18 protein-coding genes are annotated in these 24,514 nt (G+C 39.2%); 2 read left to right on the forward strand and 16 right to left on the reverse strand.

The annotated features are described in order from the left end of the window. Positions 1 to 55: 55 nt before the first annotated feature. The 10 genes from SOM16_RS14495 to SOM16_RS14540 all read right to left on the reverse strand — a co-directional run bounded on the left by SOM16_RS14495 (position 56) and on the right by SOM16_RS14540 (position 10,566). Positions 56 to 931, reverse strand: coding sequence for a sugar phosphate isomerase/epimerase (locus tag SOM16_RS14495; protein WP_320464712.1), 876 nt, complete (start codon positions 929 to 931; stop codon positions 56 to 58). 10 nt (positions 932 to 941) lie between these two features. Next, positions 942 to 1,826 (reverse strand): hydroxypyruvate isomerase family protein, encoded by an 885-nt coding sequence (locus tag SOM16_RS14500; RefSeq protein WP_320464713.1) that lies wholly within the window; start codon positions 1,824 to 1,826, stop codon positions 942 to 944. Between the two features lie 3 nt (positions 1,827 to 1,829). Next, positions 1,830 to 3,071, reverse strand: coding sequence for a nucleoside permease (locus SOM16_RS14505; RefSeq protein WP_320464714.1), 1,242 nt, complete (start codon positions 3,069 to 3,071; stop codon positions 1,830 to 1,832). A 180-nt stretch (positions 3,072 to 3,251) separates the two neighbouring features. Next, complete coding sequence (locus SOM16_RS14510) at positions 3,252 to 3,932, reverse strand: DUF1080 domain-containing protein (RefSeq protein ID WP_320464715.1); 681 nt, start codon at positions 3,930 to 3,932, stop codon at positions 3,252 to 3,254. A 57-nt stretch (positions 3,933 to 3,989) separates the two neighbouring features. Further along, positions 3,990 to 5,447 (reverse strand): Gfo/Idh/MocA family protein, encoded by a 1,458-nt coding sequence (locus tag SOM16_RS14515; RefSeq protein ID WP_320464716.1) that lies wholly within the window; start codon positions 5,445 to 5,447, stop codon positions 3,990 to 3,992. 32 nt (positions 5,448 to 5,479) lie between these two features. Then, complete coding sequence (locus tag SOM16_RS14520; protein WP_320464717.1) at positions 5,480 to 5,863, reverse strand: c-type cytochrome; 384 nt, start codon at positions 5,861 to 5,863, stop codon at positions 5,480 to 5,482. A gap of 87 nt (positions 5,864 to 5,950) precedes the next feature. Next, the gene (locus tag SOM16_RS14525; RefSeq protein ID WP_320464718.1) at positions 5,951 to 7,003 is read right to left on the reverse strand and encodes a sugar phosphate isomerase/epimerase family protein; all 1,053 of its coding nucleotides are present in this window, start codon (positions 7,001 to 7,003) and stop codon (positions 5,951 to 5,953) included. An 8-nt stretch (positions 7,004 to 7,011) separates the two neighbouring features. After that, on the reverse strand, positions 7,012 to 8,169 hold the full coding sequence (locus SOM16_RS14530) for a Gfo/Idh/MocA family oxidoreductase (protein WP_320464719.1): 1,158 nt from the start codon (positions 8,167 to 8,169) through the stop codon (positions 7,012 to 7,014). Positions 8,170 to 8,254: 85 nt separating this feature from the next. Next, positions 8,255 to 9,955, reverse strand: coding sequence for a GMC family oxidoreductase (locus tag SOM16_RS14535; protein ID WP_320464720.1), 1,701 nt, complete (start codon positions 9,953 to 9,955; stop codon positions 8,255 to 8,257). 26 nt (positions 9,956 to 9,981) lie between these two features. Then, positions 9,982 to 10,566 carry a gluconate 2-dehydrogenase subunit 3 family protein gene (locus SOM16_RS14540; protein ID WP_320464721.1) on the reverse strand — a complete coding sequence of 195 codons (585 nt, stop codon included), beginning with the start codon at positions 10,564 to 10,566 and terminating at the stop codon, positions 9,982 to 9,984. A gap of 527 nt (positions 10,567 to 11,093) precedes the next feature. Here SOM16_RS14540 and SOM16_RS14545 point away from each other — a divergent pair. Together SOM16_RS14545 and SOM16_RS14550 are read left to right on the forward strand one after the other, a co-directional pair. Continuing rightward, positions 11,094 to 12,041 (forward strand): NAD-dependent epimerase/dehydratase family protein, encoded by a 948-nt coding sequence (locus SOM16_RS14545; RefSeq protein ID WP_320464722.1) that lies wholly within the window; start codon positions 11,094 to 11,096, stop codon positions 12,039 to 12,041. A gap of 244 nt (positions 12,042 to 12,285) precedes the next feature. Continuing rightward, entirely contained in the window at positions 12,286 to 13,014 is a 729-nt protein-coding gene (locus SOM16_RS14550) for a YebC/PmpR family DNA-binding transcriptional regulator (protein WP_154278758.1), read from the forward strand. Between the two features lie 237 nt (positions 13,015 to 13,251). On the opposite strand, the gene SOM16_RS14555 is transcribed toward SOM16_RS14550, so the two are convergent. From SOM16_RS14555 to SOM16_RS14580, 6 genes are all read right to left on the reverse strand, one after another. Next, positions 13,252 to 14,034 carry a prolyl oligopeptidase family serine peptidase gene (locus tag SOM16_RS14555; protein ID WP_320464723.1) on the reverse strand — a complete coding sequence of 261 codons (783 nt, stop codon included), beginning with the start codon at positions 14,032 to 14,034 and terminating at the stop codon, positions 13,252 to 13,254. Positions 14,035 to 14,102: 68 nt separating this feature from the next. Beyond that, positions 14,103 to 16,400, reverse strand: a complete 2,298-nt coding sequence (bglX, locus tag SOM16_RS14560; protein WP_320464724.1) for a beta-glucosidase BglX — start codon at positions 16,398 to 16,400, stop codon at positions 14,103 to 14,105. Between the two features lie 330 nt (positions 16,401 to 16,730). Next, on the reverse strand, positions 16,731 to 18,476 hold the full coding sequence (locus tag SOM16_RS14565; RefSeq protein WP_320464725.1) for a discoidin domain-containing protein: 1,746 nt from the start codon (positions 18,474 to 18,476) through the stop codon (positions 16,731 to 16,733). A gap of 74 nt (positions 18,477 to 18,550) precedes the next feature. After that, positions 18,551 to 19,918, reverse strand: coding sequence for a glucoamylase family protein (locus tag SOM16_RS14570; RefSeq protein ID WP_320464726.1), 1,368 nt, complete (start codon positions 19,916 to 19,918; stop codon positions 18,551 to 18,553). Between the two features lie 60 nt (positions 19,919 to 19,978). Further along, complete coding sequence (locus SOM16_RS14575) at positions 19,979 to 21,451, reverse strand: RagB/SusD family nutrient uptake outer membrane protein (protein ID WP_320464727.1); 1,473 nt, start codon at positions 21,449 to 21,451, stop codon at positions 19,979 to 19,981. Between the two features lie 11 nt (positions 21,452 to 21,462). Further along, positions 21,463 to 24,474 carry a TonB-dependent receptor gene (locus SOM16_RS14580; protein WP_320464728.1) on the reverse strand — a complete coding sequence of 1,004 codons (3,012 nt, stop codon included), beginning with the start codon at positions 24,472 to 24,474 and terminating at the stop codon, positions 21,463 to 21,465. Positions 24,475 to 24,514: the final 40 nt, after the last annotated feature.

Below are 24,514 nucleotides of genomic sequence, written 5' to 3' on the forward strand. Positions count from 1 at the left end.
AGGTGGTTGCGTCTCGCTATCACCTTTCATCATCGAGATGATGAATAATAGAAAATTATTTCAGGATATTTGCCTTGATATAAGCACAACTTGCAGCCACTGATTCAATCGGATTAGGCTTATAGTTGGTTTCGTGCTCAACAAAGAAATGTTTCATTCCTGATAATTTAGCATCAGCAAAAATAGGTTTCCAATCAATACTTCCTGTTCCAACTTCTGCATTTAACGCAGGATTTGTTTTGTCCATATCTTTTACGTGCCACATTGTGAAACGACCAGGGTTATCTGTAAATAATTTAATCGGATCATTTCCAGAGCGAACTACCCAGTATAAATCTAATTCAAAATCAACTAATTTTTTATCAGTTTCACTCAATAAAATTTGATAGCCTGTGGTCTCTCCTTGTTTCTGAAATTCAAAATCGTGGTTATGATAAGCTAATCTCAAACCCGCATCCTTGCACATTTTGCCGGCAATATTAATCTTTGCAGCAAGTTTTTTATAATCTTCCGCATTTTTTCTGATGCTGGCATCTAAATAGGGAATAGTAACATACTCGCTGCCTAGAACTTTTGCGGCAGCGATAGCAGCTTTCAGTTCGTCAGTATTTCCATCTACAAGATAAGAACCTAAGCCATAGTGACCACTTACAGCTTTTAATCCATTTGAGCTAAGTAATTTCTTAAATTCAACCGGAGTTAGACCCCAAAATTGATCTTTAATAGAAAAACCATAGGTTTCAACTTCTGTAAAGCCTGCTTTTGCAACCTTTTCAATAGTGCCTTTTAAGTCTTTAGGCAAATCAGTTCTAAGTGAATAGAGTTGTAGGCCAACTGCTTTTTTCTGCGCTACGCAAGCAAATGACGGCGCCAAAAGTAAAGTTGCTATAGCTAAGCAACCGTTGATGATAAAACTTTTTCTTGATAACATAATGGTAGATTTAAATATCGCAAATTTCAACAGCCTTTTTTAACGAGCCAATCTTATCTGCATTTTTTGGTATAAATTCTTGAGCAACGAAACCTTTAAAGCCGGTTTCTAAAATGGCCTTCATAATTGCAGGATAATATAATTCCTGCGTTTCATCAATCTCGTTACGGCCAGGAACTCCGGCTGTATGGTAATGCGCAATGTATTGATGGTTTTCTTTTATGGTACGAATCACATCACCTTCGTCAATCTGCATATGGTAGATATCGTAAAGTAATTTGAAGTTTTCCGATCCCAGGCGTTTGCAAAGTTCGGCACCCCATGCAGTCTTATCACACTGATAATCGGCATGGTTAATTTTACTGTTTAATAACTCCATTACCAATACCACACCATGCTTTTCGGCTAGTGGCATAAGTTGTTTTAATCCCTCCACGCAATTGTTCCAACCGGTTTCGTCGTCCTTTCCACGTCTATTACCACTAAAGCAAATGAGGTTTTTATAACCTGCGGCAGCAACCAGCGGAATCATCGCAGAGTAGTTTTTGATCAACTGCTCGTGAAATTTTTTATCATTAAAACCATCAACAAGGTTAATTTCGGCACCATTGCACATGGTAGATTCCAAGCCATGTTTTTTTAAAATAGGCCAGTCTTTCGGGCCCACCAGGTCAATGCCTTTAATCCCTATTTTTTTTGCTTCTGTACATAATGCATCTACATCAAATGTGCTGAAACACCATCGGCAAACCGAATGATTAATGTTGCCCTTAAGGGCTAAAGACTGTGTGGGTTTATCCATTGCAAAGGATGAAATGCCTGATGATACCCCTATCGCGGCAGTGCCGGCAATGATGTTTTTCAACGCATTTCTTCTATTTAATTTTGAAGACATTTTTTAAAGGGCTTTAGCTTCTATTTCAGACTTTGTTTTATCATTGAAGAGAACAGCGAAGAGTAAGAACACTGCTGCAGCAATACCTGCAGGAATAATCCAAACCATTTTCCAGTCTACTGCGCCATTAGCTGCTTTATACGTGTCGGTAATCATACCAGCAACTTCAAAACCAATTAGCATCCCTACGCCATAAGTGGCTAACGTAATTAAGCCCTGTGCAGAACTTTTATAGCGCTCACCAGCTTTTGAATTGGTATAGATTTGACCTGATACGAAAAAGAAATCGTAGCAAACGCCGTGTAAGGCGATGCCAATAATTAACATAAAGCTTAAGTCGCCAGCGTTACCAAATGCAAACAATACATACCTTAAAGCCCAGGCTAACATTCCCACTAAGATCGTTTTCTTAAAACCATATTTTGAGAAAAATACCGGAATGGCCAATAGGAACAATGCTTCGGAGATTTGACCAATAGCCATTTTTCCAGTTGGATTAGATACCTTAATATCTGCTAAAAACAAACCTGCATTTTGGTAGTAAAAAGCCAATGGAATACAAATTAAAATCGCTGAGATGAAGAAGATCGCAAAATTTTTGTCTTTTAAAAGCTTAAGCGCATCTAAGCCAATTAAATCACCCACTTTAATTTTTTCTGTTGAAGATACTTTAGGTGGTGTTTTAGGAAGGGTAAAACTAAAAAGGCCTAAGGCTAGGGACACAATGCCTGCCATTAAAAATGTACTTCTTAATAATCCGGATTCAATCCCTTCCGGAGAATCCCAATGGAAAACAAAACTGATTAACAAACCAGCGATAATCCAGCCGATAGTTCCCCAAACACGGATTTTAGAAAATTCCTTTTCAGGATCTTGCATTTGATTAAATGAAACAGAGTTTACCAAAGCTAGTGTTGGCATAAACAAGATCATGTAACCAAGAACATATGGGTAAAAAACGCTTACGTCGGTGGCATTGTACATTTGATACATTAATATTGCACCAACAATATGTAAAACGCCTAATATTTTTTCAGCGTTAAAATACCTGTCGGCGATTAAACCAACAATAAACGGGGCAATAATTGCTCCCCAGGATTGTGTGCCAAAAACGGATGCAGATTCTGATCCTGTTGCTTTTAAGTTATTGCCTAAAAAGGTTCCTAGCGTTACAAACCATGATCCCCAAATAAAAAATTCGAGGAACATCATGGTGGAGAGTTTAAAGCGGGTAGTGGTATTCATTTGGTTTATATAAGGTTATTAGGTATAAGGTTTAAGGCGTAAGGTTAAGTAAAGATGTAAAACTTACAATCTATTACCTTACGCCTTTAACCTAATTTTAGTAAAGTTATTAGGTGAGGGTGTATGGGTAATCAGGAGAAAGAAAACTTTCAGCCTTTTACCTCATGCCTTCAAGCACAATTATAATTCTTTTATAGTGATGTTTTTGAACCAAACTTCATCACCATGATCTTGCAATGCAATTTTACCAGATTTGTATGTTCCCCAGTTTTCCCACTTTGCGAACTTGCTTCCAGCAACTAAATTTTTCCAGTTTTCATCCCAAAGGGTAGTTTTCACTACTTCAACACCATTTAAAATTAAAGTTAAATTTCCTTTTTTACTAATAATTTCTGCTTTGTTCCACTCGCCAACTGGCTTTACTGGTTCAGAAGCGCTTTTAATTAGATCATAAAGATCACCGGAACGGTGTTTAGTGATCTTTCCATCCGGATGACCATCATTATCCAGTACTTGCTGCTCTAACCCAGTAGAGTAGGTAGCATGATATTTTGGTTCTTCGTGTACGTAAAAAATTAAGCCACTATTGGCTTTTGGTGCAACTTTCCAATCGTATTTCAAGTGAAAATCTTTATATTCTTTATCAGTTACCAGATCGCCACCACCATCGGTACCTTTGGTTTTCGGATCAAGGTGTAAAGCACCATCCTGTACTTGCCAGGCACTACCCACATTTGTTTTATTATAAGTATGCCAGCCTGTCGTGGTTTTACCATCAAATAAAGGCTTAAAACCTTTTTGCGCTTTAGTTATTTGGGTTACTGCCAATAAGATACAGGCAGAAAGAATAAGTTTTTTCATTGTGTTTTTTATAAATAAACCCCGTAGGTTTTTAAGGCTACGAGGTTCTGTTATTCATTAAAGAATTAAATCATTCCAGCCTTTACGGTATTCGCGTTTTACGAACTGGTTAGCTTCATCGAAATTGGTAATTTTCATATTATCATTATCCCAAAGCATTTTCATGTATCTGCCCGGATAAGTTACTTTTCCATTCACATTTTTCTGAATGTCAAAACTTCTGATGGCCAGGTTTGCCATTAATAAAGCTTCAGTCAATGGGCCAGCAATTTCAAAAGGAGAACTTACTTCCTGTTTGCCGTAACCCGCAATAGAAGCTTCTACCCATTGTGCATAGTGACCATTGGCACCATCTTTTACGCGGGCATATTTTTCTTTTACCTTGATATCTTTATTTCTGCTTAGCGGCAACAATTTTGGGTTTGCACTATAAGTTTCAGACATCATTTTTCCTTTTGTTCCGATGAACAAGGTACCATTTCCACCATCACCAAATGTTTCATTGGCTTCTAATTCTTCAGGGCGTTCTGGCTGAATACCACCATCCATCCAGTGTAAGGTAACATCACCTTTGGTCTTATCTGTTTTAGGGAATTTTAAGGTTACATGACTTGATGGCGGGCAGCTTTCAGGAAAATATCCACGTTTAAATTCGTCTACATAAACCGATCCAACACTGGCTTCAACTTCTTTAGCGTATTTCAAGTTTAATACACTAAAAGGCGCTTCAATTAAGTGGCAGCCCATATCGCCTAATGCACCGGTTCCATAATCCCACCAGCCGCGCCAGTTAAATGGCACCAATTTATCTACATAATCTTTCTCTGGAGCAGTACCTAACCAAAGGTTCCAATCCAATTCTTTTGGAATTTCAGCTTTTTTATCTGGCCATGGAATACCCTGAGGCCAAACCGGACGGTTAGTCCAGGCATAAACGGTATGTACATCACCGATCAGACCTGCTTCGTACCATTCTTTCATTTGGCGAGGACCATCATTCGATGCACCCTGGTTACCCATTTGCGTAACCACTTTATATTTTTTTGCTGCCGCCGTTAAAATTCTGGCTTCGTGAATATCGTGTGTAAGTGGTTTTTGTACATAAACATGTTTTCCCAACTGCATGGCAGCAAGGGCCTGGATGGCATGGTTATGATCCGGTGTTGAAATGGAGACAGCATCAAAATTTTTATGCTCTTTATCCAGCATTTCGCGGTAATCTTTGTAGTATTTCGCTTTTGGAAATGCTTTTACACTACCTGCTGCGCGACGGTCGTCTACATCGCACAAGAAAGCAATATCTGCTTTACCACTTTTCGCGAAGCCGGCAATATCGCTTTGCCCTTTTCCACCAGCACCAATTGCTGCAATAAGTAAACGATCGCTAGGCGCTAAAAAGCCTGGGCCACCCAAAACATGGCGTGGAACGATCATAAATGCAGCTGCGGCAATGGCACTGGTTTTAATAAAGTCACGACGGTTACTCGTGTTTTTATTTTCTTGCTCTGTTTTCATTTGGTTGTTTTGGAGTTTAAATCCGGTTTTGATTACTTCTTTTTAAGCGATAGAATATATTTTACCATCAATTTAGCATCTGCAGGCTTTAAGGTTGCGTGCGCCGACATTGGCATTGTACCCCAAACGCCTGTACCACCTTTAATAATCTTATCAGCTAAGTAATTAATGTTTTTTTCTGTTGCAGGATATTTTTTAGCGATATCCACGTATGATGGGCCAATGATTTTATTCACTTTGTTGTGGCAGCCAATACAATCTGATTTGTTAATTAATTTTTCACCAGCACTCATTTGCATGGCATGGTTCGATAATGTGGCAGTTGCAACAACTGTCTTCTCTTTCTCTAGATCTGCTTTGGTAAAAGAGGCCATAAAAATTACTACAGCGCCTAAACCTAATAATGTTTTTTTCATGTGTGTGTTGTTTTTACTCGCACGCTAACCTGCTATTTCAGCCAATTGGAGCCAAACAAGCAAGATTTCATGTTTGTAGTGTTAGTCCTATAATCCTAATATTTTTTTGTTGAAAGCGCTATCACTACCTGATGCTGCAAAATCATCAAATGCTTTATCAGTTACTTTAATGATGTGATTTTTTATAAATTCAGCACCTTCGCGGGCACCGTCTTCCTGATTTTTAATACAACATTCCCATTCCATCACTGCCCAGCCTTTAAAATCATATTGTGCCAATTTGCTAAAAATGGTTTTAAAATCTACCTGCCCATCACCCGGAGAACGATATCTTCCTGCACGATTTGCCCAACTCTGATAACCTCCAAAAGTACCCTGTTTCCCTGTTGGGTTAAATTCTGCATCCTTTACATGAAAAGCTTTAATTCTTTCATGGTAAATATCGATGTATTGAATATAATCCAATTGTTGTAACACAAAGTGTGATGGATCATACAATAAGCATGCCCTGTTATGATTGTTCACCGCAGCAAGAAACATTTCATAAGTTTCACCGTCAAATAAATCCTCACCAGGGTGGATTTCATAACAAACATCCACACCACAATGATCAAATTCATTTAGAATGGGCATCCAGCGTTTTCCCAGTTCTGCGAAACCTTCTTCAACCAAGCCTGCAGGGCGTTGTGGCCATGGATGAAAATATTGCCAAAGCAATGAGCCACTAAAGGTTGCATGTGCGTTTAACCCCAGGTTTTGTGATGCTCGTGCAGCATATTTCATCTGCTGTACAGCCCATTCCGTTCTGGCTTTTGGGTTTTTATGTACTTCCTTTGGTGCAAACGCATCAAATAAATCATCATAAGCAGGGTGAACAGCTACCAGTTGACCTTGTAAATGCGTAGAAAGTTCAGTGATTTCCAAGCCATAAGAAGCAATAGTGCCTTTTAACTCATCTGCATAAGTTTTACTCTCTGCAGCCTTTTGTAAATCGATAAACCGCTTGTCAAGCGTTGGCATCTGGATTCCTTTAAATCCTAGATCTGCTGCCCATTTACAAATGTTATCTAACGAATTAAATGGTGCCTCATCGCTAATAAATTGCGCTAAAAATACCGCTGGTCCTTGTATTGTTGTCATGCTGATTTTTAAATTTTATAGTCCCACCATTTTTGGTCTGATTGGCTGGAGTTTACTACGTTTTCAATAAAAGCCATTCCACGAACACCATCTTCGGTTGTTGGGAAATCCAGCATTTCAGCAGTAGGTTCTTCGTTATTCAGTTTAGCATTTACTGTAAGGGCGAAGTTTTTATAGATATTAGCAAAAGCTTCTAAATAACCTTCAGGGTGGCCTCCTGGTGTGCGGGTATTGTGTTTTGCAAAACTTCCCATGTAGCCATTTCCAGTTCTATAAATCTGTGCGGGTGAATCAGACCATTTTACTAAAAGCGTGTTTGGCTCCATTTGATGCCATTCTAAACCGCCTTTTTCGCCATAAACTTTAATCTTTAGCGCATTTTCTTCGCCAGCTGCAATTTGCGATGCTATTAATACACCATTAGATCCGTTGTCAAATTTCAATAATACATTTCCATCATCATCAATGGCTCTACCTGGAACAACTATATTTAAATCAGCGCAAATTTTGGAGATTTTTAAGCCCGAAATGTATTCGGCTAAATGTGCTGCATGTGTACCAATATCACCCATGCTACCACTTTTACCGGTTTTAGATGGATCTGTACGCCACGCTGCTTGTGCATTTCCTTCACGTTCTGATAAAGTGCTCAGCCAACCTTGCGGATATTCTACTATAATTTTTCTTACCGCTCCCAGCAGGCCATCACTAACCATTTGTCTGGCTTGTTTTACCATCGGATAACCCGAATAGGTATGCGTTAAGCAGAGTGTTAAACCCGTTTCTTTTACTTTTGCTTGTAACTGTTTAGCCTCATCTAAAGTGAGGGTCATTGGTTTTTCAATTACGACATTAAAACCCAGTTCTAGCGCCATCATTGCCGGAGCGAAGTGGGCAAAATTTGGGGTAACAATGGTAACGAAATCTATTTTTTGATCTGCTGGCAGTTCACTTTCTGCCTGGAGCATCTGTTCGTAATTTTTGTAGATTCTATCATCTGGCAAGAATAATAATTTACCAGATTCGTATCCAACTTCAGGATTTACACTTAAAGCACCCGCAGATAGTTCTATTAAACCATCCATGTTTGCTGCAAGGCGATGTACGGCGCCGATAAAGGCGTCTTTACCGCCTCCTATCATGCCCATTCTTAGTTTTCTTTTCATTTTCAAGGAATAAGGTGTAAGGCATAAGGCTTAAGGGTAAGAAGTTTAAAATCCCTACACCTTAAGCCTTTTACTTCAAACCTTTCTATATATTATTTTTCTTTAATTCTTTAACTGCATAATCAGCAGCACGAGCGGTTAAAGCCATAAATGTTAATGAAGGGTTTTGACATGCGATTGAAGGCATACAAGCACCATCCGTCACAAATACGTTATTTACCTCATGCATCTGATTCCATTTGTTAAGCACGGAAGTTTTAGGATCGTTACCCATTCGTGCTGTACCCATTTCGTGGATAGCCATACCTGGATAGCAACCTGCATCGTAAGTTTGGATGTTTTTCATGCCTGCTTTTTCTAACATTTCAGCAGCATCATTCATCATATCTACACGCATTTTTTTCTCGTTCTCTTTGTATTCGCAATCAATAGCTAATACGGGCTGGCCCCATTTATCTTTTTTGGTTTTATCGATGTAAACGTGGTTTTCATAGTAAGGTAACATTTCGCCGAAGCCTCCTAAACCCATGCTCCATTTACCTGGCTTGGTCATTTTTTCTTTCAAACCTGAACCAAAAGATAACTCAGCTACATCACTTTGCCAATTGGCTCTGCTTGCACCGCCCTGGTAACCAAAACCACGCAGATAATCGCGTTTATCGTTGCCGATGTTTTGATAACGAGGAATATAGATTCCGTTTGCACGGCGACCATAAGTGTATCGATCATCAAAACCTTCTGCTTCGCCAGATGCGCCGCAACGGAAATGGTGATCCATTAAGTTATGTCCTAATTGTCCGCTACCGTTACCTAATCCATTTGGATGAGCTTCTGAAGTAGAGTTTAACAAGATGAATGTCGAACCTAGCGTAGAGCCGTTTACAAAGATGATCTTTGCATAGAATTCCATTGTTTTGTTGGTTTCTGCATCAATCACCATTACCCCTTTAGCTTTTTTAGTATCCTTATCGTAAATGATGTGATTTACTATCGAGTAGGGTCTTAACGTTAAACGCTTAGTTGCCATTGCAGCAGGTAAAGTAGAAGACTGGGTACTGAAATAGGCGCCGAATGGGCAACCTCTGCTACATAAGTTACGGTACTGACAGTTTCCACGACCTTTATGAGGTACCGTTAAATTGGCCACGCGACCAATCATCATGATACGCTCTCTTTTATAGTGTTCTTCTATACGGGCTTTTACTGATTTTTCTACAATATTTAAGTCCATTGGTGGTAAAAATTCACCATCCGGACAGGTTGGCCAGTTTTCTTTCGAACCACTAATGCCTGCAAATCTTTCTGCATAATCGTACCATGGCGAAAGTTCTTTATAACGCACTGGCCAGTCACTCCCGTGACCATCTTTTGCGTTGTCTCCGAAATTCTCGTCACTTAAGCGGTAACTCTGACGGCCCCACATTAATGATTTTCCACCTACATGAAAACCACGATACCAATCAAAACGTTTATCTTCGGTATAAGGACATTCCAAATCATTTACCCACCATTTTTCGTTGGCTTCGCTGTAAGGATAATCCCTTTTTTGTACCGGGTGGGTACGCTTTTGTTCTTCTGTTAACTTACCTGCATGTTCAAATTCCCAAGGGCTTTTCATTGCCGTTTCATAGCCGGTAATGTGCTCAATGTTCATTCCTCTCTCGAGCATCAAAACACGTAGGCCTTTCTCTGTAAGTTCTTTTGCAGCCCAGCCGCCACTAATCCCCGATCCTATTACAATAGCATCGTATGTATTTTCTTCTTTTAAATTTGTATTTAAATTCATGATGTTTTGTCGTTGTAGTTTAGAAATTAGGTAGCCCAGGATTTTTGTCCAGGTTTAAGCTTGGTGTTGCCGTCAAATCTTCCTGGAACAAGAACATATTCACGTGCTTTTGTGCATCCAATTTCTGAAGAGTAATAGCCTAACAAGGTTAAATCTCTTGCGGTGGTAAAAAAGTAAATCAGGTCTTTGTTTTCTTCTGATTTTGCTTCTTTGTCTGCGATAGACATTAACCTTAAATCAACCATTAGTTTGGTTCGTTCAGGAACGGTTAAGGCTACATAACTTTTTTTGAAATCTTGCATCGACTTGTCCTGAAGTTGTTTGAAACCCCTTGCAAAGGAAGTTTGCATTTCTTTCGGGTAGCAATCCTGCATCATCATTGGAATGAATTTGCCTAAGCCTGCGGCTTTAGCGCCAGCTGATGATTTAGTTGTTGGGACAATAATGTCGGCAAATTCTGCGAAAATTTTCTGATCCTGTACCGAAAATGAAACAAAATTCTTTTCGTTTTCAGGAAGTGTAAAACTTTCAAATAGAACGCCCATTGTGCTCGCTGAGATGGCTCCTCCCAGTAAAAATGCAACGTTTTTGAGTGCTTCTCTTCTGTGCATCGTTTTTGTATTTTTATATATTGGTTATTTATGCGTTGAATGAGTAATATTAGAAAAAAAAAGGCATATTAATTAAATATGAAAGCTTTAATTAACAATTCGCAATGCGATTGTTACTAAATAGAATTATTCTAAATAACCATCATATTACCGTCTTAAGTACATTTATTATGAGTTTTTATAGGCTGATTACTTCGTGTACTATTTACATTAACCATATATAAAGGCTGGTTTTGCTAATAAATTTTCATGCCTGAAGCTTTTGAAAGCTTTTTTTTTATTTTGTTTTCTTTTCTTCAAGGCAATTTAATGATTTTCCAGCTTTTAATTGGCGTGATTGTTCAGTTTTTATGATCAATCATCATCGCTTAACAGTAATAAAAGTTATCATTTATTTTTTTGATCTAGAGCAGTTTCCATAAATATTGATTTGTTTATAATCAGACCTATAAATACCTGGTGCTTAGTTCAAATATTTTACAGCCTTTTGTGCCATTTTTTTACCTTTGCACATTCTTAGAAAAAATATGCAGGAAAAAATTATTGTTTTGGGCTCTAATGGGCAGATTGGTACCGAATTGGTTACCATGTTACGTAAAATATATGGTGATGATCATGTGGTTGCCTGTGATATTCGCAGACCCGATTATGATATTAAAAATTCTGCACCCTTTGAATTTGTAAATGTACTTGATAAGGAAATGATCAATGGCATTTTTAAAAAATATAAGCCTACCCAGGTGTATCTTTTAGCTGCTTTATTATCGGCAACAGGAGAACAAAATCCAAAGTTAGCCTGGGATTTAAACATGAATGGTCTTTTGAATGTTCTAGATTTGGCGCTGGAGTATAAGGTTGCAAAGGTTTATTGGCCAAGTTCGATTGCTGTTTTCGGACCAAACTCTCCGAAGGATAATACTTCACAATTTTGTGTAATGGACCCAAACACTGTTTACGGAATTAGCAAGTTGGCTGGCGAACGTTGGTGTGAATATTACCATCAAAAATATGGTTTGGATGTTCGAAGTATCCGTTATCCTGGATTAATTAGCTGGAAGGCTGCCCCAGGTGGTGGAACAACGGATTATGCTATTCATATTTTTCATGAAGCATTGAAAAAAGGAAGTTATCAGAGTTTTTTAAACGCTGAAACTGAACTGCCAATGATGTACATGGATGATGCTATCCGTGGAACCATCGAGCTGATGGATGCGCCTGCAGATCAGATTTCTGTGCGCAGCAGTTACAATTTTGGCGGGATTAGTTTCACGCCTGAAGTACTAGCAGCCGAAATCAGGAAACATATTTCGGATTTTACCTTAACTTACGCCGATAATGATCCACGTCAACAGATTGCAAATAGTTGGCCGCGTTCTATTGATGATGGTTTTGCAACTAAAGATTGGGGTTGGAAACCAGAATTTGATTTAGCGAAAATGACGGAAGATATGTTACATAATCTGAAGAAAAGCTAAAAAAAGACTAAAGCTAAAAGACTAAAGCTGAATGATAAATGCTAAAAGACTAAAGCTGAGGACATAAGTTTTAAAAAAAAATAAATAAATTAGCTTGAGGGTTAAACATGTAGAGCTATGTTCATAGTTTTAATACTAAGTACTAACTTCTAATCACAAGGTTTAGTTCCTCGTCTTGATACTTGATACCAAATACTTGATACTATTAACCCTCAATACCTGATACCAAATACTTGATACTATAATGGGAAGAGCATTCGAATTTAGAAAAGAAAGAAAATTTAAGCGTTGGGCCAAAATGGCGGTTCAATTTACGCGTATTGGAAAAGATATTGTAATGGCAGTTAAGGATGCAGGGCCTCATCCGGAAACCAACTCCCGTTTACGTACGGCGATGCAAAATGCAAAGGCTGTGAATATGCCGAAGGATAGGGTAGAAGCAGCAATCAAACGTGCTTCTGATAAATCTATGGCCAATTACGAAGAAATCGTTTATGAAGGTTACGCCCCTCATGGTGTTGCGGTTTTAATTGAAACGGCTACTGATAATACCAATCGTACCGTTGCCAATGTTCGTAGTTATTTTAACAAAACGGATGGATCGTTAGGTAAAACAGGATCATTAGATTTTGTTTTCAACCGCAAATCTGTTTTCCGTTTCACCCCTGCTGAGGGTTTGGACCTGGAAGAATTAGAGTTCGAACTGATTGATGCCGGATTGGAAGAGCTTTATGTAGAAGCTGATGAAGATGGAAATGATGTGGCCGTTGCTCAAGGTGCTTTCGAGAATTTTGGTCCTCTACAAAAGGCCTTAGAAGAAAAAGGGATTGAACTAAAAAGCTCAAAACTGGAGCGGATAGCTTTATCTCATCATGAAGTGACCGAAGAACAAGCTGCTGATGTATTGAAATTAATTGATAAGCTGGAAGAGGATGATGACGTGCAAGCGGTTTATCATAATATGGCTGAATAGAAACACTCAAACCTCGCAGGTTTTCAAAACCTGCGAGGTTTATAATTGCAATTTTTAATTGCCGGACGGGCTTTTTTTGACAGCAAAAGAAACAAAACTGTCGGCTTAAAATCTTTTTATTGAATTTGGTGGTTTGGTTTGGAAAAGCTATTTCCAAAAATTGGTGAGGCCGATTGAAGTAGAACGGAGATTTAGTGGGAAGGCTTAACTGGGTGTAAATTGCGCTAATACCAACAACTATCTTTTCTTATGACTAAACAACCAGGGTAATAATTCAGGTTCTGCAAATGCACTATCCCAACTGTTGTGGTTGGCATCAGGATAAAGCGTAAACTTCACTTCTCCGCCAACTGTTTTTAACCGTTCAGCAATGGCCATAGAAAATGCCGGATCTACAATATCATCTTTACCCCCGTGAAATATCCATAGTGGTACGGTTTGATATTTTTTAATGTTATTGGTGTTATCACCGCCGCAGATGGCAAAAGCCGCGGCAAATGTTCTTCGCTGTCTCCTTAGCATTTCATAAGTACCCATCCCACCCATAGAAAGGCCGCCAACATACACTTGATTCTTATCAACATAAGGCTTTCTGAGAAAATTTTTCACCATGCCTTTTAATGCATGCATGGCTTTGGTTGGTTTACCATCCTCCACAAAACTAAAATTACGTTTGCCCTTTTCATTCGTGGTAATATTTACATTGGCCCAATAACTCTCCACAGGGCATTGTGGAAATACGATTATGGCAGGAAAGTTTTTGCGTACATCATCTTCCAAAAATAATTTAGCGCCGTGCGTTAATTGTTTTTCATTATCGTTTCCACTTTCGCCGCGGCCATGTAATACAAATACGATGGGATATTTTTGGGTAGGATTAAAATTTTCTGGAAAAAGGATTCTATAATAAATGGAGTCTTTCCCCTTAATAAAGCTTCCGCGATCGTATTTCTTTAAATCCTGAGCATTTAATATTGATCCTATAAGCAGTAAAAGAAGCGTAAGGCATATCTTATTCATATCACAAAAATAAAAAACCCTGACCATTTTGCAATAGATCAGGGTAGGGTTACTGTATGTGTGTTGCGTTATTTCAACGAGAATGATGCTTCTTTCACATCTCTGGAATTTGTTCCGATAAATACCTTAAAATCTCCTGGTTCAGCTGCAAACTTTAAATCTGAGTTGTAAAATTTAAGGTCATTTTCTGAGATACTGAAGCTAATAGTTTTGCTTTCACCAGCTTTTAAACTCACTTTTTGGAAGCCCTTCAATTCTTTAACCGGGCGGGTAATGCTGCCCACCAAATCTCGGGTATACAACTGAACCACTTCTTTACCATCATATTTACCCGTATTGCTTAAGGTAATAGATGCCGTGATGGATTTTCCTTTTGTTAAAGTAGTCGAACTTAATTTGATATCGCTATAATCAAAAGTAGTATAACTCAAACCAAATCCAAATGGATACAATGGATCGTTACTTACATCTAAGTAATTGGAACGGAACTTTTCAAACCATTTTCCTTCTGCGAGCGGGCGACCAGTGTTTTTATGTGCATAGTAAATTGGCACCTGACCAACGTTCTGAGGGAATGTAGTACTCAATTTTCCTGATGGATTAACCTTGCCAAATAAAACATCGGCAATAGAATTTCCTGCTTCACTACCAGGAAACCATACATTTAGAATCGCTGGGATATTTTCCTCTTCCCAGTTCAATGCCAAAGGACGACCAGTAAATAAAACCAACACAACTGGTTTGCCAGTCTTGGCCAATGCTTTCAATAAGTTCTTCTGTGTTTCCGGAATCTGGATGTCTGTAACACTGCTACTCTCGCCAGTAAATTCTGAACCTTCACCAACTGTGGCTACAATTACATCAGATTTTTCGGCAACTTTTAAAGCCTCTTTGATCATTTCGGCTTCAGTACGCGGATCACGTTTGTAAGTTGGATTATGAACATTTACATACCGTTGCTCCATAGTAGAATCTGCCAGGAAGTTAGCGCCACGTGCGGTTAAAATTTTCGCATCGTTTCCTAAAGCATTTTTTAAACCTTGGAGTACAGTAACTGATTTATCAAACAAAGCGGCAACACTCCAGGTGCCGTACATGTTTGCGGTATTATCTGCTAGTGGGCCAATCAAACCAATTGTACCCGTTTTTTTAAGTGGTAAAATGTTGTTTTTGTTTTTTAGCAACACAAAACTTTCTGCAGAAATTTCACGTGCTACCTGACGGTTTTCTGCATTGAAAACTTCTTTTTCAGCACGTTCTGTACTTAAAAATTTATAAGGATCTGTAAAGAGGCCTAATTTATATTTCGCCTGAAGAATTAAACGACAAGCCCTGTTAATTTCATTAATACTTACCTTTTTCTCTGCTAATGATTTTTTCAATGTTCCTAAAAATCCTTCGCCGACCATATCCATGTCTATACCTGCGTTCATAGCTAAAGCAGAAACGGTTTGCAAATCGCCCATTCCATGCGCAATCATTTCAGGAATCCCGGTATAATCTGTTACCACAAAACCTTTAAAACCCCATTGGTTTCGCAAAACGTCTGTCATTAACCACTTACTTCCGGTTGCCGGGATACCATCCACTTCGTTAAATGATGCCATAATACTAGCTGCACCTGCATCTACAGCTGCTTTATATGGGGGGAAGTATTCGTTATACATCCTTACCTTGCTCATATCAGTAGTGTTATAATCTCTACCAGCTTCGGCTGCTCCATACAAGGCATAATGCTTCACGCAAGCTAAAATTTCGTTATTGGCTTGCAATTTACCCTGGTAACCTTTCACCATGGCTGCTGCAATTTTTGAACCCAGGTAGGTATCTTCGCCGCTTCCTTCCGAAATTCTTCCCCAACGAGGATCGCGTGAAATATCAACCATGGGAGAGAAAGTCCAGTTGATGCCGCTAGCGCTGGCTTCTATGGCTGCAACCCTCGCCGTTTTTTGTACCAGGTCCATGTCCCAAATGCAACTTACCCCCAAAGGAATTGGGAATACTGTGTTGTAACCGTGAATAACATCCATTCCGAAAAGCAATGGAATTTTCATTCTGCTCTGCTCCACGGCAACTTTTTGTACGGCTCTTATTTTTTCTACCCCCTTGATGTTGAATAAACCACCAACTTGCCCGGCTTCGATTTTTTTACCAATGTCACTGCTGTTTGCTTGTCCGGTGGTAATATCACCAGAACTTGGCAGGTTTAACTGGCCGATTTTCTCATCGACAGTCATTTTAGCCATCAGCTTATCTATGAAGGTGTTCATCTTTGCCTCTTCCGGGGAGACCGTTTTTTTGTTTTGTGCTGATGCGTTCAGCGCAAAGGATGCTAATAAAATAATCAGGATTTTCGCTCTATTCATTGTATGTGTGTTTTACTCTTTTAAAATTGTTAACTATTATTGTTTGCACGCGTTTCCGACGAGTGCATCATGGTATTACGATTTTATCTATAATCGCCAGAGGCGGTTGGCTATTTCACGCTCGTTAGAAACGAGCGTGAGCGCTAATGTGTGTTTTATTCTTTTAAAATTGTCAACTATTTATTGTTTGCACGCGTTTCCGACGAGTGCATCATGGTAATGCGTTTTTATTGTTAATCGCCAGAGGCGATTGGCTATTTACACGCTCGTTAGAAACGAGCGTGAGCTATGGAACGAGCGGGAGCTATGTGCCAGAGCTATATTTAAAAATTACTCTATTTTTTTTACGGCTGTTTTTGCCGAAACACCATTCTCATTGATGGCTTCAATGGCAAAATAATAAGCTTTTTGACTATCCATTGCTTTAAACCAATGTTCGTTAAAATCATGAATCATGATGCAGTTATATAATTTATCCGGCGCGGTGCCATAATATAAATTGTAAGCGAAAGCATTATCTACAGGTTGCCATTTGATGTAAGCACTTCGCTTGTCTTTTTCTGTTCTTAGTATAATCAGGTTTTTAACTGCTGATGGTTTTTCGCCGTTTCCATTCCCAAAAACCCGTAAGCCACTAATGGCAAACTTCCCGGTAGGCATGTGCAGGTTGACCATTTTAATGAACCTTGTTTTTACCGATTTTTGCAGTTCGATATAATCGTGGGGAACATCCGTTTTGTTTTTGCTTTTATCTACGAGGAGCGTCCACTTCTTTCCATCAGTAGAAGTAAGGATTTGATATTGATGAAAGATTCCAGTTTGTTTACCCAGAAATTCAGCATCCTGATCTGCGTAGTTAATCTGGATGGCATTTACGGTAGCCAAGCTTCCGAGATCGGTCTGAATCCATTCTCCACTGTTTCCAGTCTTCGCGCTCCAATAGGTTTTAATACTTTCATCAACGGCATTGTTGGCATAGAAACCGCCAAGTGTTGAAGAAACGGTGACAGGCTTTTTATAATTAATCAACATCCATCCTGGCCCGGCAGGCCCGTTTTCCTTACGTTCTGAGGGTAAGTAAAGTGGATAATCTCCAAAAGCGGTATTCGTCCACATGACATCATCTTGATCAAAGCCTGTTGGCCAAATGCCCATTCTTCGTTCCCAGGTGTTTTTTACACAAATGATGCTGGTAGAAATATGCCAATAATTTTTGGCATTGTCCTGAAAGGTTGCACCGTGACCTGCACCGCGGGAAAATCCACCCCCCTTATAACTTAGCGGATCGGATTGGGGCGTAAACTGTGTATCATAAAACAGAGGTTTATTGCCCACAACTACACCATCAGAATAGCCACTGAACTCCGTACCAGGTGCGCCGTATTGAAAATAATATTTCCCATTGTGTTTCGTCATCCATGCGCCTTCAGCAAAAGGATCAAGAAAGGTATTGTCCATGTACTCGCCAAAACGTTGCCAGCCATAACGCCAGCTTTCGAGGAGATACATTGGCATGCGGGTTCCCTTTGGCTTGAAAGTTTTGCGGTCAAGCTCCACGCCATACATTGGATAGTTATTGCTGCTGCCATTATACATGTAAAACTTGCCATCGTCATCAGTAAAGAAAGCAGGATCCCAACCCCCAATTTCCAAAGAATCTACCAATGGAAACCATTTGTTTCCTTTCGGATCTGTACTTCCCCAAAGGGTGAAATTTTTAGTATAAGTACTACCGAAAACCACCATGGTATCGCCTACAATGCCAACACCAGGGGCGCATAGATCGTCTTTTGTTTTATTCCAGGGGCGAAGAAATTTACGCTCCTCAAACTTCCAGTTCAGCATGTCTGGACTGTGCCAGTAGCCCGACTGGTTAGTGCTGAAAAGGAAAAAGTCACCTTTATAGTTCACGATCACCGGATCGGCTGTAGCGCGATGTTTGCCCCATTCGGTAAACGATTCATATGGCGTGTATCCATAATCCAAATTGATTGGATTACAATACGTTTTTTGCTTTTGCCCAAATGCAGTCAAAAACGAAGTGAAAAATAAAAGCGTGAGTATGGCTGTTCTCATGTTATTTTAGGGTTGAATGGACTTACGAGGCATTCCCGGCTCGTGTTAAGGTGGACTCCGTCATTCTAACTTTATTACTTTTTTATCTCCGGACTTTCAAATCCTAATTTTGTCAATCCCTTTTGTACATCTCGGTTGCTCATAAACAATTTCCAAAGCAAACCAGAACGGTGATTTTCAATCATGACCACCATCGGGCCCTGATCTATTCCTAAGTAGCGCTGCGGATACCAGTTATCAGTTTCTGAAAAGGCATCGTAAAATCCATATTTGCCCCAGACTTTGTCGCCAAGGTCTTCATAAAGATGACGTATCACTTTCATCGATTCCTTTGGTGTATATGGAATAGATGAAATTGCTGCGGTAGGGGAGATTACTCCGAAATCTTCTTGTGGATTATGGGCTGCATATCCCTTTACCGAATAACTCGCTGTTAATCCCCAGTTATTTTCGCCATATCCTTTAAACTTTTTAGGGTTAGCTACGCAATAATCATGGATGGCTAAAGTATGGTTTACATTATTTTGCCAGTAATCGGCATAACGATCTTTTAATCCTTTAGGATTTAAACCCAGGTAAGAATAGTGTGCCCAGAATAACGGACCTACACCATTTTTTTGACCCTGATATTTTATAGTAAAAGGATGATTATAAACCTCAAAGTTTGCTTTGATAGCGCCCTTGTCTGCCCAGCCTTCATGATAAACTTCAGCAGGAACGGTATGCGTAGGAGAAGAGGCTGCTAAAACATACATAATTAAACATTCGTTATAGCCTTTAACCGGAAAGTTCATTTCCCATTTATATTCTGGCGACCAATGCCAATAAAGTACGTTTTGGTTTCCGTTTCGGTACCAGTTAAAATCAATTCCTCTCCAAAGATTATCTGCTTTTTTAGCCAATGCTTTTTCTGCAGCAGAGCCATTTTTATAGTAGGCATCAATACAAATCAGCGCCTGGGCCACGAATGATGTTTCAACTAAATCTCCGCCATTATCTTTTTGTCCGAAGGGGCGAACCTTACCCGTTTCGCCATAAATCCAATGTGGCCATGCACCATGGAAACGATCCGCTTTAGCAAGGAAATCAAGAATTTTATTTAAGCGGGCCAAACCCTCTTCTTTGGTAACGTAACCCCTGTCGATACCGCTTAATAGGGCCATTAAACCAAAGCCTGTTGCTCCGGTTGCTACAGTACTTTTGTCATTTTCCGGGTAAACATTGTCTACATGGTAACGCTCCCTTCCGGCACCAGATGTTGGTTCTGCACCATCCCAAAAATACTGGAAGGTTTGTTTTTGAACAACATCCAATAATTCATCATCCGATAGGCCTTTCTTAATGGAAAGACTGGTGGTTTCGGCTGGTTTTTCTTTTTGGGCACAAGAAGTAAGTGAAAATAAAAGGAGAGACGAGAATAGTATATGATTAATTTTTAACATAGCTAAGAAAAGAAAAAAGGTTGCCAGATGGACTGGCAACCTTTAGCAAATTAATTATTTTTAGTAACCAGGATTCTGCGTAAGCAAACCTCCACTTAAATCTATTTCTGTTTGTGGAATTGGCCAAACTTCATTTTTATTAGCTCTCCATCCTTTAGGACCAAAAACCTGAGTACCTCTTCCTTGTCTGATCACGTCGAAATAGCGATCATTTTCCATGGCTAACTCTACTTGTCTTTCTCTCCAGATGGCATTTCTCAATGCGGTTTGGTCTGTAGTGGTAACGTCTGGTAAAATAGCATCGTTACCTCCTCTTGCTCTTCTACGTACTCTGTTAAGAGAAGTTAATGCTTGTGATGGGTTGCCCAATTCGTTCGCTGCTTCTGCGTTCATTAACAATACATCAGCAAATCTCAAAACCCTAAAATTCTGTTGTGCACCCTCATTGAAACCGGAAACCCTGGTGTTAAAAGGTACATAAGATTTCTGGTTATAGCGTTCGTTAGGAACAGAAGTAGGAATTAGATCGCCTTGTGGCGTAGTTTCGCCTTTGAATAAGATGGTTGCATCTCTTCTTGGGTCACCAGGCTCGAAAGCTGCTGCCAATTCCGCAGATGGTGTATTAAAACCCCATCCCATTACACCTGCAACACCTTGTACCTGGCTATACTGAGAGTTTGAAGCATCAGCATTGCTTTGTAGCAATTCAGCCTGTACCTCAAATAAAGATTCTACACTATTTTCATTTTGTGTTCTGAAGCCTTTTTCGAAATCAGGAAATAAATCGTAACCTAAACCCATTACCTGGTTGGTAAGCGCTAGCACATCTGCCCATTTACTCTGGTACATGGCAACTTTCGCTCTCATACCCAAAGCTGCACCTCGTGTTGCTCTGCCTAAATCTGCAGCACCATAAGATTGCGGTAGTGCAGCAGCAGCTTCCGTTAAATCCTTTTCAATTTGCGCATACACAGCAGTTCTTTCTGCCTGTGGAACATTGTATTCTGTATTATCTTTAGGAATGTTCAGTCTCAATGGAACTCGTCCATAAGCCCTAACCAACCTAAAGTAAGAATATGCACGAACAAATTTTGCTTCTGCTAAATACCTGGCTTTAAGCGTTGCATCCATATTAATGTTTGGTACATTATCCAATACCTGGTTGCAAAGATTAATATTTTGATATTGACCTGTCCAGAAATCTTGTAGTGTTCCGTGTGTAGATGTTACGGTAAACTGGTCATAAAGATTAAAGAAAGTAGCATCCGTTGGTGTACTGCCTTTATCTGCCTCGTCAGATCCTGTGCTTTCGATAGCAATGGCGTTAAACGCCACATTGTTCCAGCTGCGTAAGTTTGCGTAAATTGCATTTACACCTTTTAACGCATCATCCTGGTTTTGCCAGAAATTTACTGATGGCTGTTGTGCCTGAGGTGGTACATTAAGAAAATCTTTTTTACATGATGCGGTGAAGAGCATTGCGCCTAAAGCAGCTGCAATTACGCAAGATTGTATATTTATATTTTTTTTCATTTTGATCTCGATTAGAAAGTTACGTTAACTCCGAAATTGTAAGTTGCAAATAATGGATAAACGTTGGTATCTATACCTGCATTTGTTGGTGTACCACCAACCTCAGGACTGAAACCTTTGTAACCAAAAATATTGACTGCATTTTGCGCATTTAAGAATACTCTTAAACGTTGCATTTTCATTTTACTGCTGATGGCCTGAGGAAGCGTATATCCTAATTGAATATTTCTCAATCGGATATAGTCACCTTTTTCTACGTAGAATGAGTTAGGAGCATTATTTAATCCACCAGCTAAGTCAGCAGAAGGATAAGTATTGGATGTTCCTGCGCCAGTCCAACGGTTGTTGATAAAGTCTTTTGTGAAGTTTTCATTACCAAAGCGACTGCTCAAATTAGCATTATATACATCAACATCTGCAACGCCCTGGATATCTAAAGTCAGGTCAAAGTTTTTGTAAGCGAAATTGGTGTTTAAGCCGTAAGTAAATTTAGGATTTGGATTTCCTAATACCACTCTGTCTTTTAAGTCAATAACACCATCACCATTAATATCTGCATATTTAAAATCACCTGCTTTAAAGCCTGGCCAAGCTGCTGCTTCTGCTGCAGTTTGGAAAATGCCTTCAACCTGGTAACCGTAAAACTCACCAATCGGGCGATTATTAACAGTTCTGGTAGAAAGGTATCCGCTGGTTAAACCTGCCCCACCTTTATAAATAGGATTTGCTCCAGAGGTTACATTAAGTACTTTATTATTATTAATACCCACGTTACCACTGATGGAATAAGTAAAACCGTTCTCTATTTTATCTGCCCATGTTGCAGAAAACTCAAATCCGCTGTTCTGAATATCTGCCTGATTTGCAATGATTGAACTGTTAACGGTTCCTAAGCTTCCCAGTACAGGGATATCAAAGATTGCTTGTTCAGTTTTTCTGGTGTAATAATCTAATTCAACTGATAATTTATTTTTGAAGAAACCCAATTCTAAACCAACATCAGTACCGGCACTTCTTTCCCAGAATAAAGTTGGTGGAACTAATGATCTGATACTAGCACCTGTATAAGGAATCCCTCCGAAGAATGCGATCAAACCAGCTGTCTGATCTACCGTTTGAGTAGATGGATTGAAAGGAACACCAGCATTACCTACTTTACCCCAGCTACCTCTTAGTTTCAAATTGCTGAAGATTTTTTGATCTTTCATAAAGTCTTCGTTGCTGATTACCCAACCTGCTCCGATAGATGGAAAATTACCCCAAACATTGTCAGAACCAAAGAACTGAGATGCACCGTCTCTTCTGATGGAAGCATTTAATAGATATCTGTTTTTATAACTATAATTTGCTCTGGCAAAGTATGATGAGAATGTAGATAATTCACCTTCATCAATGATATTTCTGGTTGCTGCATCACCTAAGGCCAAATATAGATCGCTTGCTGAAGTAAATGGAACGTTTAAAGCATCAGCCTGGAGCGTATACATTTTGTTTCTTTGCGCAGTTTGACCAACTAATAACGTTAAGCTATGATCTGCCCATTTTTTATCATAAGTTAAAGTGTTTTCAATGATCCAGTTTCTATTTTCAACACGATCTATATCCAACTTACTATTTGTATTTTGTTGGGTATTACTTGCTTTGTAAACCGGAATATATCCCCTCACTTCTTGCTGACCGAAATCACCACCTAAACTGGTTCTGAAGGTGAAGTTTTTTAAGAATTTAAGTTCTGCGAAAACGTTACCCGTGATTTTATAATTTGTAGTTTGCTGATTGAAGAAATCTAATGTAGCCTGAGGATTCATGTTACTTCCGTTACCTAAATTAAATGCATTCGGATCGCCATAACTGCCATCCGCATTAAATATTGGTACTACAGGAGAGGCAGCATACAAAGCCCTGAAGATTCCATTAGCCGGATCTTTAGATTTGCTTGAGGTTGCCGTAACATTATAACCAATTTTTAATGGTTCAAAAACCTGAAAGTCATTTGATAAGCGAGCCGTGTATCTTGTATAATTATTATTCTTCACAATACCATCTTGATTCAAATAACCTAAAGATAAATTGTAAGTAGATTTTTCAGTACCGCCACTAATAGAAAGTTGATGGTTAGTTATTAAAGCCTGTCTAAGGGCTACATCATACCAGTTAGTACCTTCACCTAAATTGGTATTTGCAAACAACGGTGCTACAGGTGGATTTTGAAGTGCATAGGCCTCATTTACCGCTGTTGCATATTCTGTTGCATTGGCCATTTCTACCATATTAGTTACTGTTTGAATACCTACAGTACCATTATAGTTGATTACAGCATCGCCTCTTTTGCCTTTGTTAGTAGTGACTAAAACCACACCATTAGCTGCTCTGATACCATAAATAGATTGACTCGAAGCATCTTTAAGGATACTGATACTCGCGATATCGGCCGGATTTAAAAAGTTAATATCATCATACCAAACCCCATCAACTACATATAACGGACCTGCTTTTCCATAAATGGTTCCGCTACCTCTAATTGTGATTTGTGGTGAGCCCCCTGGGGTACCGGTATTGGTAATCGAAACACCGGCAACTTTACCTTGCAGTGCGCCAACAGGGTTGGTAGAAATTTGTTTTGAAATGTCTTCGCCCTTAACATTAGCTACGGAACCCGTTACATCAATTTTTCTTTGTGTACCGTAACCCACTACTACAACCTGCTCGAGTTGTTGTGTAGAAGATGCTAACGCTACATTAATTGTTGTGCGGTTTGCGATGGCTTGCTCTTGCGGAGCATAGCCAATAAAATTGAAGACTAGCGTCGCATCAGCAGGTGCGCTGATCGAAAAATTTCCATCTGCATCGGTCTGCGTTCCACCTTGTGCACCTTTAATTATAATCGTTACGCCAGGTAAAGATGTTTTATCACCTCCATCAGTTACTTTACCTTTTACAGTAATGTTTTGCGCAAATGCTACGTTAATGGTTAGCAAGCAAAATGCAGCGAGAACAGAAATTCTTGTAAAAATTCTTTTCATGCTTTTATTAATATTTAGTTTAATTGTTATGATAAATGTG

The organism is Pedobacter sp. CFBP9032, from assembly GCF_034045265.1.
In the GTDB taxonomy this organism is placed as follows: Bacteria; Bacteroidota; Bacteroidia; order Sphingobacteriales; family Sphingobacteriaceae; genus Pedobacter.

Bases quoted from the DNA above. Each gene is read 5' to 3' on its own strand.
- SOM16_RS14530 (WP_320464719.1), bottom strand. From the start codon at position 8,169: ATGAAAAGAAAACTAAGAATGGGCATGATAGGAGGCGGTAAAGACGCC.
- bglX (WP_320464724.1), bottom strand. From the start codon at position 16,400: ATGAATAGAGCGAAAATCCTGATTATTTTATTAGCATCCTTTGCGCTG.
- SOM16_RS14555 (WP_320464723.1), bottom strand. From the start codon at position 14,034: ATGAATAAGATATGCCTTACGCTTCTTTTACTGCTTATAGGATCAATA.
- SOM16_RS14515 (WP_320464716.1), bottom strand. From the start codon at position 5,447: ATGAAAACAGAGCAAGAAAATAAAAACACGAGTAACCGTCGTGACTTT.
- SOM16_RS14570 (WP_320464726.1), bottom strand. From the start codon at position 19,918: ATGTTAAAAATTAATCATATACTATTCTCGTCTCTCCTTTTATTTTCA.
- SOM16_RS14545 (WP_320464722.1), top strand. From the start codon at position 11,094: ATGCAGGAAAAAATTATTGTTTTGGGCTCTAATGGGCAGATTGGTACC.
- SOM16_RS14520 (WP_320464717.1), bottom strand. From the start codon at position 5,863: ATGAAAAAAACATTATTAGGTTTAGGCGCTGTAGTAATTTTTATGGCC.
- SOM16_RS14535 (WP_320464720.1), bottom strand. From the start codon at position 9,955: ATGAATTTAAATACAAATTTAAAAGAAGAAAATACATACGATGCTATT.
- SOM16_RS14565 (WP_320464725.1), bottom strand. From the start codon at position 18,476: ATGAGAACAGCCATACTCACGCTTTTATTTTTCACTTCGTTTTTGACT.
- SOM16_RS14500 (WP_320464713.1), bottom strand. From the start codon at position 1,826: ATGTCTTCAAAATTAAATAGAAGAAATGCGTTGAAAAACATCATTGCC.
- SOM16_RS14505 (WP_320464714.1), bottom strand. From the start codon at position 3,071: ATGAATACCACTACCCGCTTTAAACTCTCCACCATGATGTTCCTCGAA.
- SOM16_RS14495 (WP_320464712.1), bottom strand. From the start codon at position 931: ATGTTATCAAGAAAAAGTTTTATCATCAACGGTTGCTTAGCTATAGCA.
- SOM16_RS14540 (WP_320464721.1), bottom strand. From the start codon at position 10,566: ATGCACAGAAGAGAAGCACTCAAAAACGTTGCATTTTTACTGGGAGGA.
- SOM16_RS14580 (WP_320464728.1), bottom strand. From the start codon at position 24,474: ATGAAAAGAATTTTTACAAGAATTTCTGTTCTCGCTGCATTTTGCTTG.
- SOM16_RS14550 (WP_154278758.1), top strand. From the start codon at position 12,286: ATGGGAAGAGCATTCGAATTTAGAAAAGAAAGAAAATTTAAGCGTTGG.
- SOM16_RS14510 (WP_320464715.1), bottom strand. From the start codon at position 3,932: ATGAAAAAACTTATTCTTTCTGCCTGTATCTTATTGGCAGTAACCCAA.
- SOM16_RS14525 (WP_320464718.1), bottom strand. From the start codon at position 7,003: ATGACAACAATACAAGGACCAGCGGTATTTTTAGCGCAATTTATTAGC.
- SOM16_RS14575 (WP_320464727.1), bottom strand. From the start codon at position 21,451: ATGAAAAAAAATATAAATATACAATCTTGCGTAATTGCAGCTGCTTTA.